The organism is Salinispora goodfellowii, from assembly GCF_059570675.1.
This window is the reverse complement of the sequence record NZ_JCANTD010000028.1, coordinates 25,866-41,888: the sequence shown is the minus strand read 5'-3', so window position 1 is coordinate 41,888 and position 16,023 is coordinate 25,866. Positions and strand designations below refer to the sequence as shown.

At 73.7% G+C, this 16,023-nt stretch carries 6 protein-coding genes; all 6 read left to right on the top strand.

Going from position 1 to position 16,023, the window contains the following annotated elements:
* Positions 1-101 precede the first annotated feature (101 nt).
* From T398_RS21200 to T398_RS21175, 6 genes are read left to right on the top strand one after another with little or no spacing between them, the layout of a single operon-like run.
* Positions 102-4,670, top strand: a complete 4,569-nt coding sequence (locus T398_RS21200; RefSeq protein WP_496449379.1) for an amino acid adenylation domain-containing protein — start codon at positions 102-104, stop codon at positions 4,668-4,670.
* Complete coding sequence (locus T398_RS21195) at positions 4,667-11,992, top strand: amino acid adenylation domain-containing protein (RefSeq protein WP_496449378.1); 7,326 nt, start codon at positions 4,667-4,669, stop codon at positions 11,990-11,992. Before T398_RS21200 ends, T398_RS21195 begins: the two co-directional genes overlap by 4 nt.
* Before the next feature lie 40 nt (positions 11,993-12,032).
* Positions 12,033-12,245, top strand: coding sequence for an MbtH family protein (locus T398_RS21190; protein ID WP_496449376.1), 213 nt, complete (start codon positions 12,033-12,035; stop codon positions 12,243-12,245).
* Positions 12,246-12,273: 28 nt separating this feature from the next.
* The gene (locus tag T398_RS21185; RefSeq protein ID WP_496449374.1) at positions 12,274-14,097 is read left to right on the top strand and encodes a non-ribosomal peptide synthetase; all 1,824 of its coding nucleotides are present in this window, start codon (positions 12,274-12,276) and stop codon (positions 14,095-14,097) included.
* A complete protein-coding gene (locus tag T398_RS21180; RefSeq protein WP_496449372.1) occupies positions 14,094-14,615 on the top strand; it encodes a cobalamin B12-binding domain-containing protein in 522 nt (173 codons plus the stop codon). Before T398_RS21185 ends, T398_RS21180 begins: the two co-directional genes overlap by 4 nt.
* A complete protein-coding gene (locus tag T398_RS21175; RefSeq protein WP_496449370.1) occupies positions 14,612-15,889 on the top strand; it encodes a methylaspartate mutase in 1,278 nt (425 codons plus the stop codon). The genes T398_RS21180 and T398_RS21175 overlap by 4 nt, the downstream gene beginning before the upstream one ends.
* Positions 15,890-16,023: the final 134 nt, after the last annotated feature.

Here is a 16,023-nt window from a genome sequence, read left to right as displayed (position 1 = left end):
CGCCCACTTCCCGCACCAGGAGGACGACGTGACCGAGACCGCCCTCGACGCCGCCGCCGCGCTGCGGCAGGCGGCACCCACCGCACCCCGCAGGTGAGCCGATGACCCCGCAGAACGGGACGCCGCCGCAGGCCGAGCAGGCCGTCCGCCTGCCGCTGACCGCCGGGCAGCAGCGCATCTGGTTCGCCGAGACCTTCGAGGACGCGGCCCCCGCCTACAACGTCCCGGTGGCGGTTCGCCTGCGCGGCCCGCTCGACGAGCAGCGGCTGCGGACCGCCCTGGACACACTGGCCCGGCGGCACGCCGCGTTGCGCGCCCGGTTCACGGTCGACGAGAACGGCGAGCCGTGGCACGAGATCGCCCCGGACGCCCCGTTCGACCTCGATGTCGCCGACCTAGCCGGCGGCACCGTCGAGGCGGCCCGGACCGCCGCCGCGGGGTTCGGCTGGCAGCCGCTGGACCTGGCGAACGGGCCCCTAGCGCGGGCCCGGCTGCTGCGCCTCGGTCCCGACGACGCGGTCCTGGTGTTCAACGTCCACCACATCGTCTTCGACGACTGGTCCACCGGCATCCTGCTGCGCAACCTCGGCGCGGCGTACCAGGAGGGGGCAGCCTGGACGGGACCGGAGCTGGACTATCCAGACCTCATCCGGCAGGAGAACGAGCGCCTGGCCGGGCTCGACGCCGAGAAGCACCTGCGGTACTGGGCGGACGGGCTCGCCGGGCTGCGGCACCTGGCCGTGCCCACCGACCGGCCCCGCCACCGGCATCACCGCGGCGCGGGCGCCGCCGTCCACTTCGTCGTCCCGGCCGACCCGGCGGACGGCATCCGTGCGCTGGCCCGGACGTCCCGCTCATCGGTGTACATGGTGCTGCTCGCGGCGCTGCAGGCCACCCTGAGCGACTGGAGCGGCAGCCCGGACGTGGCGGTGACCTCACCGGTCGCCACCCGGTCGGTTCCCGGCAGCGAGGAGGTCGTCGGTTACCTGGTGAACACGGTGGTGCAGCGGGTCCGCGTCGTGTCCGGCAGCTCGTTCACCGCCCTGCTGGCCGACACCCGGCGGACCGCACTGCACAACTACGCCCACCAGGACATCCCCTTCGACCAGGTGGTCCGCCGGCTGCGCCCGCAGCGGACGCCGACCGGGACCGCCCTGTTCCAGGTCGGCTTCAACTACCAGAACGCCGTGGGCGAGACACTGGACCTGCCGGGAATCTCGGTCGAGACGGTCACGGTGCCCCGGGCGACCGCCAAGTTCGACCTGCTGCTCGACGTCGCCGACGAGGCCGGCGCGATGACCGCGTTCCTGGAGTACGACTCCGGGCTGTTCGACCCGGCCGGCATCGAGGCCCTGAGCGAGGCGCTGACGCGCGGGCTGACGGCGGTGGCCGCCGACGCCGACACCGGGGTGAACGTCTTCGCCGTCGCGCCGTCCGGTGCCCTGCGGCTGCTGGCACCGCTCGGCCCGGTCCCGTCCCGGCGCTCGGGGCCGACGGACTTCGCCCTGACCGCCGGTCAGCAACGGATGTGGACGGCACACCAGCTGCGGCCGGACTCCGCCGAGCACGCGTGTCCCCTGGCCCTCGCGCTGGACGGCCCGCTGGACCGGGCCGCCCTGACCGCGGCGTTGACCGGGCTGGTCTCCCGGCACGAGGCCCTGCGCGCCCGCATCGTCGCCGGCGCGGACGGCCGTCCGCACTGGACATCCGGCCGCTCGGCCGCGATCATCCCCCGGTACGCCGACGTCCGGAGCGCCGCCGATCCGGCCGCCGCGCTGACGGACCGGCTGGCGGATGAGCTCGCCCGCCCGTTCGACCTCGCCGCCGGGCCACTGACCCGGGTCCTGCTGGTCCGCACCGGAGACGACCGGCATGTGCTGCTGCTGTCCGTCGCACACGTCGCCGCCGACGGCCAGTCGCTCGACGTCCTGCGCGACGAGTTGCTGCACCTGTACCGGGAGGCCGCCGGCGGGGACGGCCCGGCCCTGCCCGAACCAGTGTCATTCCGCGACTTCACGCTGGCCCGGGTGGCCGAGGAGGCCGAGCCGGCCGCGGAGCGGCTCGACTGGTGGCGCCGCCGGCTCGCCGGAGCCGTCGCACCGCGGCTGCCGGTCGACGTCCCCGGAGCGGCGGCGCAGACCGGGCGCGGCGCCACGCTCACCATCACCGTCCCGGACGGCACCACGGCGCTGCTGCGCCGGTTGGCGGCGAGCTCGCGGACCACCCCGAACGTGGTCCTGCTGGCCTGCTTCCACGCGCTGCTGTCCCGCTGGACCGGAGCCCCCCGCACCTGTGTCGGCACGCCGCTGGCGGACCGCCTGCACGCGGACGGCGAGTCCGTCGCGGGCTTCTTCGTCGACACCGTTCCGCGCCCGGTCGACCTGTCCGCGGACCCGACGATGCTGTCCCTGATCGAGACCGTCCGCACCGGCGACCTGGACACCCACCGGTACTCCCGGGGCCGGGTCCGGTCGGCGCCGGGCCGGGTGGTCCCCGGCTGCTCGGTGGAGGGACTACTGGCCGAGCTGCGCCGCCGGGGCGACCTGCCGGCCGAGAGCCCGTTCACCGTGCTGTTTGACGTGCGGCACGTGGACCGGGCGCCGGTAGCCGTCGCCGGGCTGACTGTCCGCGATGCCGCGCTCCCCCGGCTCAGCGCCTCAGCCGACCTGACCGTCGACCTGGAACTGGACGCGGACGGCGGGTTGAGCGCGACGATCGAGTACGCCACCGACCTGTTCAGCACCGCGGCGGCCGAGCGACTGGCCGCCCGTTTCCTGGCCGTGCTGGAACAGACAGCCGCCAACCCGGACATCCGGGTGAGCGAACTGGACGGTGGCGGTCCCGAGATTCTCCCGTGGGACGCGCCGACACCCGCGGACGAACCGGACCGCCCGATCCATGTCCTGATCACCGAGCAGGCGGCGCGTACCCCCTCGGCCACGGCCGTGGTCTGCGGCGCGGACCGGCTCACCTACGCGGAACTGACCGAGCGGGCCGGCAGCCTGGCCCGGCGGCTGGTCGCCCTCGGCGTGCGGCCGGAGCAGCCGGTGGCCGTGCACCTGCCGCGCGGCGTCGACTCGGTGGTCGCCCTGCTGGCGGTGCTCCGGGCCGGCGGCACCTTCCTGCCGGTCGATCCGGTCCTGCCGGCCGAACGCAAACGCGCGTTCCTGCTCGACTCCGGGACCAGGTTCGCCATCGTGGACAGCGGCCTGACCCTGCCCGACGGCGACCTGACCCTCCCCGACGGCGTCGTGCCGGTCCCGGTCACCGGCCCGGACGTCGGCGCGGCCCCGCTGCCCGCGGTGGACGTCGAGCAGCCGGCGTACCTCATCTACACCTCCGGAACGTCCGGCCGCCCCAAGGCCGTCATCGGGCTGCACCGCATGCTGACGCGGCACTGCCGGGCGATGGCCGCGGCGTACGAGCTCACCGCCGCCGACCGCGTCCTGCAGTTCGCCAGCCACTCGTTCGACGCCTCGCTCGAACAACTGCTGCCCGGATTGACGGTGGGCGCCACGGTGGTGCTGCGCCCGGACGAGCTGTGGCAGCCGGAGGAGTTCCCGGAGCTGCTGCGACGCACGGCGGTGACCGTCGCGGAACTGCCGCCCGCCTACTGGTCCGCCGTCGTCAACCGCCGCGGCGACGCGCCGCCGCCGGACCTGCTCCGGCTGCTCGTTCTCGGCGGTGAGGCCGTATCCGGTGACGTCGCCCGACACTGGCTCGCGTGGGCGCCGCGGTGCCGGCTGGTGAACACGTACGGCCCGACCGAGGCGACCATCACCGCCACCGCCGTCGACGTCACCCTGGCCGAGGCGCAGGCGGAGATCGTCGGGATCGGCGGCCCCCGGTACGGCGCGCGGGTGCACGTGCTCGACGACGCCCTGCGGCCGGTGCCACCCGGTACGACCGGCGAGCTGTACATCGGCGGGTGCCTCAGCGGCGGGTATCTCGGGCGGCCCACGCTGACCGCCGAGCGGTTCCTGCCCGACCCGGTGGTCCCCGGCGAACGCATGTACCGCAGCGGCGATCTGGTTCGGGCCCGGGCCGATGGGCGCCTCGACTTCCTGGGTCGGGCCGACGACCAGGTGCAGATCCGCGGCCACCGGGTGGAGCCGGGTGAGGTCACGGCCCGGCTCGCGGTGGCGCCCGGGGTGGAGACGGCGGCCGTCGTCGACCACCTCCCACCCGAGCCCGGCGCGGAACGCGTCCTGGTCGGCTACGTGGTGCCGGCGGTCGGGCACCGCCTGGACACCGCCGCCCTCAGCCGCTTCTGCTCCGCGACGCTCCCGTCGTACCTGGTCCCGGCCCTCTTCGTCGAACTCGACCAGCTGCCGCTGACCACGGCAGGAAAGGTGGACCGGCAGGCCCTGCCCGATCCGCGGCAGCACGGCCTGCGCGGTACCGGCCGCACGGAACCCCGCAATGACCTGGAGCAGCTCATCGCGGACCTGTTCGCCACGGTCCTGCAGACGGACCCGCCGGGGGTGTTCGACGACTTCTTCCACCTGGGCGGGCACTCCCTACGCGCGACCCAGCTCGTCGCCCGCCTCCGCGAGAGCTTCGACATCGAGTTCTCCCTGACCGAGCTGTACGCCACCCGGACGGTGGCCGCCGTCGCCGAATCCGTGCTGACCGCCCTCGTCTCCGACACGCAGGAAGGCACCGCATGACCATCGAAGAGCTGCCTCGTGCCGAGACGGACCCGCGCCTGGAGGCGGTCCGGGCCCGGATCGCTCGCGCGGGCACCCGCCTGCGCCGGGGCCCGGCGCACGGGGGCGGCCTACCGGTCCAGCCGCCCGGACCCGTGCCGCTGGCGCCGGGACAGGCCGGCATCTGGTTCTCCGAACAACTGCGGCCGGGGACGCCGCTGTACAGCGTGCCGCTCGCCGTCCGGCTGACCGGCCCGCTCGACGTGGCCGCGCTGCGCGCGGCGCTGGACGCGGTGACGGCCCGGCACGAGGCGCTGCGCACCGTGTTCCGGCTCGGGCCAAACGGCGAACCAGTCCAGCAGACCGCTCCCGCGGCACCGGTCGCGCTCCCGGTCATCGACGTCACCGAGGCCGAGCTGCCGCAGGCGCTGCGTACCACCGCCGAACAGCCCTTCGACCTGGAACGCGGGCCGCTGCTGCGGGCCTGTCTCCACCGGATCGGCGCCAAGCAGCACGTCCTGCTCGTCACCGTCCATCACATCGTCCTGGACGGCTGGTCGGGCGGCCTGCTCCTCGCCGACCTGGCCCGGGCCTACGCCGGCGAGCTGCCGGCGGGCGGGGCGGCACCGGCTTTCCGTGACGTCGCCGCCTGGCAGCACGGGCGACTCACCGCCGGTGAACTGGACGACCAGCTCGAGTACTGGCGGCAGCGGCTCGCCGGGCTGCCCGACCTGGAGATTCCCGGCGACCGGCAGCGCCCGGCAGACCGGGACTGGCGCGCGCACAGCGTCCGGCGGGAGCTGCCCGCCGCCACCGCGGCGGCCGTCCGCCGGTTGGCCGCAGCCCACGACACCACACCGTTCACCGTGCTACTCGCCGCGTACGGCACGTTCCTGCACCGGCTCACCGGCCAGGACGACTTCGCGGTCGGCGTACCGGTCGCCGGTCGCGAGCGTACCGACCTCGAATCGGTGGTCGGCCTCTTCGCCGGGGTGATACCGGTCCGGCTGGACCTGACCGGCCAGCCCGGATTCGACGAGGTGCTGGACCGTACGGTCGCCGGCTCGCGCGACGACTTCGCCCACCCGCAGATCCCGTTCGAGCGGCTCGTCCGCGAGCTGCGCCGGGACCGCGTCGCGGGCAGCCAGCCGCTGGTGCAGGCGATGGCCGGGCCCGAAGCGGCCGCCGTGACCCTGGCGTTCGGTGAGGCGACGGGCACCGAGCAGCCGGTCGACGTGGCCCTCGCCAAATGCGACCTCGACCTGAGCGTCCTGGACGACGGCGATCGCCTCGCCGTCACCCTGGTGGCCGCCGCGGACCTGTTCACCCCGGCGGCCGCGGAACGACTGGCCGGCCAGTTCCTCAGCCTGCTCGCCGGGCTGGCCGGTGCGCCCGACCGGCTGATATCCGAGGTGGACCTGCTGGACGCGGACGGGCTGCACACCGTCCTGCGCAGGTGGAACGACACCGCCCGGCCGCTGCCCGCCGCGTCGTTGCGCGAACGCTTCCAACAGTGGTGCCGCCGCACGCCCGGCGCGGTCGCCGTGATCGACGGGAGCAAGACGCTCAGCTACCGGGAGCTCGACGAGCGGGCGAACCGGCTGGCTCGGCTCCTGATGGAGCGGGGCGCGGGCACCGAGACGTTCGTGGCCGTGCTGCTCCCGCGGTCCGCCGATCTGCTCGTCACCCTGCTCGCCGTCATCAAGTCCGGGGCCGCGTACCTGCCCATCGACCCGGACTTCCCGGTCGAGCGGATCGCCTACCTGCTGTCCGACGCCTGCCCGGTGCTGGTGGTAACCGACGCTGCCACGGCCGGGCGGCTCGGCCCGGACGACAGCACCGGGCTCGTGGTCCTCGAGGAAACCGACACCGGCGGCTATCCCGCCACGGAGCTGCCCGCCGTCCCCGCCGGGCACAGCGCGTACGTGATCTACACCTCGGGATCGACCGGCCGACCAAAAGGCGTGGTGATCACCCGGGCCGCGCTCGACAACTTCCTGGCGGCGATGGCCGAACGGTTCCCCCTCACCACCGACGACCGGGTCCTGGCCACCACCACCATCTCGTTCGACATCGCCGGCCTGGAGCTGTACCTGCCGCTGCGCTCCGGCGCCGGTGTCGTGCTCGCCGACGCGGACACCGCCCGCAACCCGGCGGCACTGATCGACCTCGCCGGCCGGCACCGGGTTACCCTGGCCCAGGCCACACCGACCCTGTGGCAGGCCCTCGTACCGGAGTTCCCCGGACCGGCACTGGCCGGAATTCGGGTCCTGGTCGGCGGCGAGGCGCTGCCCGCCGAACTGGCCCGCCGGCTACGCGACGCCGGCGCCGAGGTCACCAACATGTACGGACCGACGGAGACCACCATCTGGTCTACCACCGGCCCGGCCAGCGCGGGCAGCACCCGCCGCGGATCCGTCGGCGTGCCCATCGACAACACCCAGGTGTACGTCCTCGACGCGAACCTGCGTCCCGCCCCGATCGGGGTCCCCGGTGAACTCCACATCGCCGGGGAGGGGCTGGCCCGCGGGTACTGGAACCGGCCCGGTCTGACGGCCGAGAAGTTCCGGCCCGACCCGTTCGGCCCGCCCGGCACCCGGATGTACCGCACCGGCGACCTGGTCCGCTGGTCCGCCGCAGGCGACCTGGAGTACCTGGGCCGCACCGACCACCAGGTCAAGCTCCGCGGCTTCCGGATCGAGCTCGGAGAGATCGAGACGACGCTGATCGAGGCCGGTCCGGTGCGCCGGGCCGCAGCGGTCGTCCGCGAGGACCGGCCCGGTGACCTGCGACTGGTGGCATACGTGATCCCGGGCGGCCCGGTCGACCCCGACGCGCTACGCGCCGAGCTTTCCCGGAAGCTGCCCGACTACATGATCCCGGCGGCGATCGTGCCGGTACCGGACCTTCCCACGACACCGAACGGCAAGCTCGACCGCGCCGCGCTGCCCGCGCCGGACTACGGCACCCGCAGCGCCGCCCGGCCACCGCGGGACGACCGGGAACGCTTCCTCTGCACCGCTTTCGCCGAGGTACTCGGCCTGCCGGAGGTCGCGGTCAGCGACAACTTCTTCGCACTTGGCGGCCACTCGCTACTCGCCTTCCGGCTCCTCGCCCGGATCCGCGACGAGTTCGGCGCCGGCCTCTCCCTGCGGCGGCTGCTGGCGGCCCCGACCGTCGCCGCCGTCGCCGCGGAACTCGCCGCCGAGGCGTCCACCGATGACGACGCCGTCAGCCTGATCCCGGTGCCGCGGGATGAGCCGCTGCCGCTGTCGCAGATGCAGGAATCGATCTGGCTGGCGGATCAGGTGACCGCCGGCGACAGCGTCTACAACGTACCGCTGGCGCTGCGGCTGAGCGGCCCGCTGGACCGCGGGGCGCTGCGCCGCGCGCTGAACCGGGTGGTCGACCGGCACGACATGCTGCGCACCCGGATCTACCCCGGCCCGGACGGGATGCCGGTCCAGGTCGCCGACCCCGCCGGGTGCGGCGCGACACTCGACGAGCGCGATGCCGCACCGGGCACGAACCTCGCGCAGCTCCTGCTGGCCGAAGCCGCGCTCGGTTTCCCCCTCGCGACCGAGCACCCGCTGCGCGCCGTGCTGTGGCGCCTCGATGAGCGGGAGCACGTCCTGCTGCTGACCGCCCACCACGTGGCGGTTGACGCCTGGTCGATGGACCTGATCCAGCGCGACCTCACCGAGCTGTACGCGGCCGGCACCGGGCACCGTGAACCCGAGCTCGGCGAGCCGGCCCCGGCGCAGGCCGACTACGCGGTCTGGCAGCGCCGGTCGGTGCAGCGCGGGCGATACGCGGCGGAGCTGGATTTCTGGCGCACCGAGCTGACCGGCGCCGTCGCCACCGAGGTGGCCGGCGACCTCCCGCGCCCGACCACGCCCGGCGGCGGTGGCGGCGCGGTGGAGTTCGCGCTGGCACCGCGGCAGATCCAGGGCATCCGCGAGCTGGCCCGCCGGTGCGGTACCACGGTGTCCACCGTGGTGCTCTCGGCACTGCAGGCCCTGCTGTACCGGATCACCGGCGGCGACGACGTCGTGCTCGGCGGCACCGTGTCCGGGCGCGGCGACCCGCGGCTGGACAACCTGGTCGGCTGCCTGGTCAACACGGTGGTCCTGCGGGGTGACCTGTCCGGCACACCGACGTTCCACGAACTGCTGCGCCGCACCCACGCCCGGACCGCGGACGCCCTGGCCCACCAGGAGCTCCCGTTCGCGCAGCTGGTTGCCGACCGCGGCGCCGGCAGCGGGCCGCTGTTCCGGATCATGTACAGCTTCAGCAGCCAGGAGCCGGCCGGCCGGAGCGCTGGCGAGGTGGACCTCGAGCCCGTACCCGTACCGGTCACGACCTGCAAGTTCGACCTCGTCCTGACGGTGGTGGACGACGGCTCGACGCTGGAGGGCGTCCTCGAGTACGCCGACGACCTCTATCTACCCGGCACCGCCGAACGGCTCGTGACGTCGCTGACCAATCTGCTCGCCGCAGCCGTCCGTACCCCGGACGTCGCGGTCACCCGCCTGGCCGTCACGTCCGAGAGCGACACGGTACGCACGTCCCGGTGGGGGCGTTCCGAGCAGCACGTCGGCGACGACCGTACGGTGCACCAGCTCGTCGAGGCACAGGCCGCCCGGACCCCGGGGCGGACCGCGCTGCGCACCGGCGCCAGCAGCCTCACCTTCGCCGGCCTCGACGCCCAGGCGAACCGCCTGGCCCACGCCCTGCGCACCGGGGCGCTGGGGGCGCCGCCGGTCGGCCCGGAGACACCGGTGCTGCTCCTGCTGGAGCGCAGCCCGGAGCTCGTGGTCGCGATGCTCGCCGTCCTCAAGGCAGGGGGCTACTTCATCCCGGTGGACCCGGGCTACCCGACGGCCCGGCTGACCCGGATCGCCGGCACGGTGACACCCGCGCTGATCCTGACCCGAACCGGGCAGGGGGGCGGGTGCCTGGCGGGGGCCCGCACCGGGCACGGCGGGTGCCTACCGGGGCCGGAGGTCTTCGGCGGCGTGCCGGTGGTGGCGCTGGACCGGGTGGCCGACCGGCTCACCGCGATGCCGGACCACCGCCCCGAGGTGACCGTCGACCCCCGCAGCCTGGCGTACTCGATTTTCACGTCCGGGTCGACCGGGCAGCCGAAAGGCGTCGCGGTGGAGCACATCGGGCTGGTGCGCTACCTCTGCTGGGCGGCCGCGAACTATCCGACTGCCGGACGGCGCGGCACCCTGGCGCACTCGTCGGTCGGCTTCGACCTGACCATATCGGCCCTCTTCGAGCCGCTGGTGTCCGGTCGCGGCGTCACCCTGCTGCCAGCCGACGCGACCCTGGCCGAGCTGGCCGAGGAGCTGTCCGGGCCACTGGCCTACGACTACGTCCGGCTCACCCCGTCGCACCTGCGCCACCTGGTCGGGCACTGGACCGGCCAGCAGCTCCCACCGGCGGCGCGCGGCTGGGTCGTCGGCGGCGAGACGCTGGACCCGGCTCTGGTGAAGCAGCTGCTGGAGCTCCGCCCGGACGCCGAGGTCATCAATCACTACGGGCCAACCGAGACGGTGATCGGGCGCGTAGTGCACCCGGTTCGCGATGCCGGGGAGGCGGCCGCGGACAGCCCACTGCCGCTCGGCCGCCCGCTCGGCGAAACCCGGCTCCAGGTTCTCGACGCCTGGCTCGAGGCGGTTCCGGTCGGGGCCGTCGGGGAGCTCTTCATCGGCGGCGACGGCATCGCCCGCGGCTACCTCGGCCGGCCCGCCCTCACCGCCGAGAGGTTCCTGCCCGATCCGGCCGGCGAGCCGGGAGCGCGGATGTACCGCACCGGGGACCTGGTGCGGTGGCGCGACGACGGGCTCCTCGACTTCGTCGGACGGGTCGACGACCAGGTCAAGCTGCGCGGCTACCGTGTCGAGCTGGGCGAGATCGAGGCCCGGATGGCCGAGCACCCCGGGGTGGAGAACGCGGTGGTGCTGGTTCGCGACGAGCAGTTGGTCGGCTGGTTCGTTCCGGCCGAGAACCACCCGCCGGTCACCGTGTCGGCGCTGCGCCGGTTCTGCGCGGAGCAGTTGCCGGAGTTCATGGTGCCGAACCAGTGGGTCGCGCTCGACGCCTTCCCCCTCACGCCGCACGGCAAGGTCAACCACCGGGCGCTGCCCGGCCCGACGTCCGAACGACCGGAACTCGAGGACCGGTACCAGGCCCCACGCACCCCCGGCGAGCAGCTGCTGGCCGAGTTGTGGTCCATGGTCCTGGGCACCGACCGGGTCGGGATCGGGGACAACTTCTTCGACCTCGGCGGTACGTCGATCTCCGTCATCCAGCTCTCCGGCGCCTGCCGCCGGGCGGGGGTGGAAATCTCGCCCAGGGACGTCTTCGAGCAACCGACCGTCCGCGGGCAGGCCGTGCGCGCGATCGAGCGGAGCCGCGCCGATGCGGACGCCCCGGTGCTGGACACCGTCTTCGGCGCCGGGCACACCGGCACGACGCGGACGGTGGTGACCCTGCGTGGCGGGGGCGATGGGCGTCCGGTGTTCTGCGTGCACCCGAGCGGCGGCGGCGTCGCCTGGTATCTGCCCCTGGCGGGCGCCCTGCCGACGGCGCACCCGGTGCACGCGTTCCAGCCGCTCGGCATGGACGGGCGGGAGGCGCCCGCGGAGACCATCGAGGACATGGCCGCCGGGTATCTGGCCGACCTGCGACTGGTGCAGCCCGAGGGCCCGTACGTCGTGGTCGGCTGGTCCCTCGGCGGCACCATCGCCTTCGAGCTGGCGCGGCAGCTGGACCGGCTCGGCGAGCCGGTCCAGCTGATCCTGCTCGAGCCCACTCTGCCCGGGGTGGCCCGGACCATCGACCTGCACCGGCCGGCCCGGGACAGCTACCTGCGCGGCGCGGACCTCGCGGAGCGGATCCGCCGGCTGCCCGCCGGCGATCCGGAAGGCGACCGGCTGCGGGCCGAACTGACCCGGCTGCTGGAAGACGCCGGCTACTCGGCCGGCGAGGTCAGCCTCGGCGACGCCCTGCCGATGCGCGCCTGCGGCCAGATGCTGGCGGCCTTCGCCGAGTACCGCCCACTCCCGCTACCGGATGAGTCGAACGTGCGCACCCAGTTCGTGGTCTCGGCCGAATGCACCGACGCGGCGCCCGAACGCCCCTCCGGTACCTCGCACACCGCCTACGGCCCGTACGCGGTCGGGTGGCGGAAGCTGCTGGGCCGGTCCGGGGCGCCGCGGACCATCCACCTGCCGGGGATCCACGCCACCATGCTCAGCACCGACCGCTGTCCCACCGTCGTCAGCGCCTGCGTGGAAGCACTGGGCACGGCGGACGGCGTGCGCCGGCACTGACACCCACCGTTCCCGCGTCACCTCCGAGAAAGGCGAAGCCGTGTCCGACATCGACACCGACGAGCAGTTCAAGGTCGTCCTCAACGACGAGGAGCAGTACTCGATCTGGCCGACCAGCCGCCCGGCCCCACCGGGCTGGCGGGAGGAGGGGACCCGCGGTCCCAAGCAGACCTGCCTGGACCGGATCGAGACCCTCTGGACCGACATGCGGCCGCTCAGCCTCCGGCAGCGCCAGCACCCCGCCGCGAATTGATCCCTGCCACCTCCGACCCAAGGACGCCATGACAGCGACCTACCCCCCCAGCCCGACCGCCGCTGAACCGGTGACCGACCCTGGACCGAACCCCGGCACCGTCGGCGCGGCGCTGCGCTGCTCGGCGGCGCAGCGGCCCGGTGCCCCCGCCCTCGTCGACCCGGACGGAACCCTGACCTACCGCGACCTGTGGTCCCAGGCCGGGATGCTCGCCGGGTCCCTGCGCCGCCACGGCGTCGGCCGCGGCGAGGTGGTCGGCGTCGCCGCCGAACGCACCCGGCAGAGCTTGCTCTGCATGCTGGCGCTCGGCCGGATCGGCGCGGCCTACACGCCGCTCGACGCGGCCCAGCCCGCTCCCCGCCTCGAACAGATGATCGCGGGCAGCGGTGTCCGGACCGTCGCCGGCCGGTACGACGCCCTGAAGGGCTTCCCGCCCAGTCTTCCTGTGACGTTCCTGCCCATCGATGCGGCTCTGCGGTCTGACGAAAGCCTGGACGACGAGCTCACGGACCCCGACGACCCGGTGTACGTCATCCATACCTCCGGCTCCACCGGCGACCCCAAGGGCGTCCGGGTGTCGCAGGGCGCCCTGTACGTGGCGGCCACCTCACTGATCCGGCGGTGCGACACCGGCCCGGGCGACCGGGTGCTGAGCTTCGCCGCACTGAGCTGGGACACCAGCGGCGAGGAGATCTGGTCGGCGTTCCTGTCCGGAGCCACCCTCGTCATCGACCCGGCGGCTACCAGCGGATCCGTGCCCGCCCTACTGAAAGCGGTCCGGCGCCACCAGATCACCGTCATCGACCTGCCCACGGCCTTCTGGTACGAGCTGGTGGCATTCCTCGATGAGGCCGACGAGACCCCGGAGGCGACGGCGGCGCTGCTCGGCGACCTCCGGCTGGTGATCATCGGTGGGGAGGAGGTCCGGGCGCCCCAGGTACGGACCTGGGCCGAGCGCGCCCCCGACCGGATCCGGCTGCTCAACACGTACGGGCAGACCGAGACGGTGCTCGTCACCCACGCCGCCGAGTTGGGCGGCGGGTTCGGCCGGCGGATCGGGCCCGACGGCCGGGTGCCGATCGGCACACCCCTGGACCACGTGCAACAGGTTCTCCTGCCGGACCAGGACGGCGCCGCCGAGCTGCTCGTCGGTGGGCCGTCGCTCAGCCTCGGCTACGCCGGCAAGCCGGAGGAGACCGCCGCCCGGTTCGGTCCCGGCCCGGACGGCACCGGCCGCTACTACCGCACCGGCGACCTGGTCGCCGCACGGCCGGACGGCGGGCTCGACTACCTGGGCCGCCGCGACCGGCAGGTCAAGATCCGGGGACTGCGCGTCGAACCCGAGGAGGTGGAACGTGCCCTGTGCGCCCACCCGCAGCTGCGCGTCGCGGCCGTGGCGCCGGTTGACGGCCCGGACGGCCCGAGCGGTCTCACCGCCTGGGTGGTCCCGCTCGACCCCGGTACCGCCCCGGACGCCGCGGCGATCCGCACCTGGCTCGCCGGGCGGCTGCCCAGCTACCTCGTACCCGCGACCCTGCGCATCGCCGACCGGCTCCCGCTGCTCCCGAACGGAAAGGTGAACCTCAGCATGATCTCCAGCAATGAGACCGCGCCCGCCACGCCCGAGGTTAACCCGGTCGCCACCGAGCTGGCCGACCTGTGCTCGGCCGTCCTGGGTGCCCCGTGCGGTGTGAACGACGACTTCTTCGACGCGGGCGGGGACTCCCTGAAGGCCACCCGGCTGATCTCGAAGGTGTACCGGCGGTTCGACGCCGAACTGACCTATGTAGACGTCTTTGAGCACCGCACCCCGGCCGAGCTGGCGGCCCTGATCGAAGGGCGACCATCATGACCCTGTGCCGCCTGCACGTCCTGGTTACCGGCACGTCGTCCGACGCCCACACCTGGAACCTCATCTACCTGCAACTCGCCCTGGCGGAGGCCGGCCACGACGTCACCAACCTCGGGCCGTGCGTCCCGGACGACCTGCTGACCGAGGCATGCGTCCGGCTGCGACCCGATGCGCTGGTGATCAGCTCGGTCAACGGGCACGGCCACGCCGACGCGGCCCGGGCGGCCACGGCGGTGCGCTACAACTCCCGGCACGACGCGATGCCGATCATCGTTGGCGGGCTGCTCGGCACCACCGGGGACCCGAATGCCGTCCACGCGCCCGCGCTGGAGGCCGCCGGGGTGACCGCCGTCCTCGAGAAGGACGACCTGCCGGAGCTGATGCGGCTGCTCGCCGAGATCCGTGCCACTGCCGCCACCCCTGCCGCTGCCCCTGCCGCCGCCCCTGCCCCTGCCGCCGCCCCTGCCGCTGCCGCCGCCCTTGCCGCTGCCGCCCGCGAACTGGAAGGAGCGCGATGACGGCACCACCGGGGACGGGCTTCGCCGGTGCGATAAACAACACTCGACGGGACGGTCTGGTGGTCGTCCAGCCCCGGATGGGCTTCGCCGAGCCAGCAGCCATGCGGGCGGGGCTGGTCGCGGTCCGGGACGCCCAGGCAACCACGGTTGGCACGATCACACTCGACAGCTACACCCGCGTCGGCGATCTGCGAAGCGCCCGTACCGCCGTGCGGACCCGGACCGGTCTCAACGGCTACCCGCTGTGCACTCATCCCGACGACACCACCAGGTCCATGCTGTCCGAGGTGTACCGGCCCGGATTCCCGATCCAGATCCGGCACGGCTCAGCGCGGCCCGGGCACATCATCGAAGCCATGGCCCGGATCGGGTTGGACGCCACCGAGGGCGGACCGGTCTCCTACTGCCTACCGTACGGCCGAACCCCACTACGGTCCGCGATCAGCGCGTGGGCGGCTGCCTGCGACCGGCTGGCCGGGATGTCCACGCCGGAACGACCGGCCCACCTGGAGAGCTTCGGCGGCTGCATGCTGGGGCAGATGTGCCCGCCGTCGCTGCTGGTGGCCATCGCCGTCCTGGAAGGCATGTTCTTCGCCCAGCACGGGGTGCCGAGCATCTCGCTGAGCTACGCCCAGCAGACCCAGCCCGAACAGGATCTGGAGGCGCTGGCCGCCCTCCGGCGCCTGATCGGCGAGCTGCTGCCGGACCTTGACGTCCACGTCGTCCTGTACACGTACATGGGCGTCTTTCCCCGGACCCGGGCCGGCTCCTCCGCCCTGCTCGAGGAAAGCGCCCGGATCGCCGTCTTCGGCGGCGCCGAGCGGCTCATCGTCAAGACCGTCATGGAGTCGATCCGGATCCCTGACGTCGCCGACAACGTCGCGGCCGTGGAACGGGCCGAGCGCGAGGTCCGGTGTTCCCAACAGATGCGGGCCGCCGGCCGCCACCCTTGGACGCCATCGGATTCCGGGCTGTACGAGGAGGCCCGCACGATGATCGACGCGGTCCGGTCACTCGACCCAGACCTGGGCACCGCCCTACACATCGCCTTCCGACGCGGACTGCTGGACGTTCCGTACTGCCTGCACCCGGACACTCACGGCCGGACCAGGAGCCGGGTCGGCCCCGACGGACGGCTGGAGTGGGCACATGCCGGCTCCCTGCCGATCAACGGGCCACGTCCGGCCGGGCATGCGGTCGGTGCCCAAGAACTGACCAGCATGCTGAACTACGTGGCGGACCGCTTCGACTCGACCGCGACGGCCGTTCGCTGACCGGCGGCAGGCCAACGGATTTCTCGCCGGACACCGCGCCCGCACCGCCTGTGTCGCCCCAACTACCGACGAGTTCGACTCACCAAGATGCCCGCGAGCCGCGGATCGAGCACGCGGGCGCACTGGTCGGTCTC

Bases quoted from the DNA above. Each gene is read 5' to 3' on its own strand.
- T398_RS21200 (WP_496449379.1), top strand. From the start codon at position 102: ATGACCCCGCAGAACGGGACGCCGCCGCAGGCCGAGCAGGCCGTCCGC.
- T398_RS21195 (WP_496449378.1), top strand. From the start codon at position 4,667: ATGACCATCGAAGAGCTGCCTCGTGCCGAGACGGACCCGCGCCTGGAG.
- T398_RS21185 (WP_496449374.1), top strand. From the start codon at position 12,274: ATGACAGCGACCTACCCCCCCAGCCCGACCGCCGCTGAACCGGTGACC.
- T398_RS21180 (WP_496449372.1), top strand. From the start codon at position 14,094: ATGACCCTGTGCCGCCTGCACGTCCTGGTTACCGGCACGTCGTCCGAC.
- T398_RS21175 (WP_496449370.1), top strand. From the start codon at position 14,612: ATGACGGCACCACCGGGGACGGGCTTCGCCGGTGCGATAAACAACACT.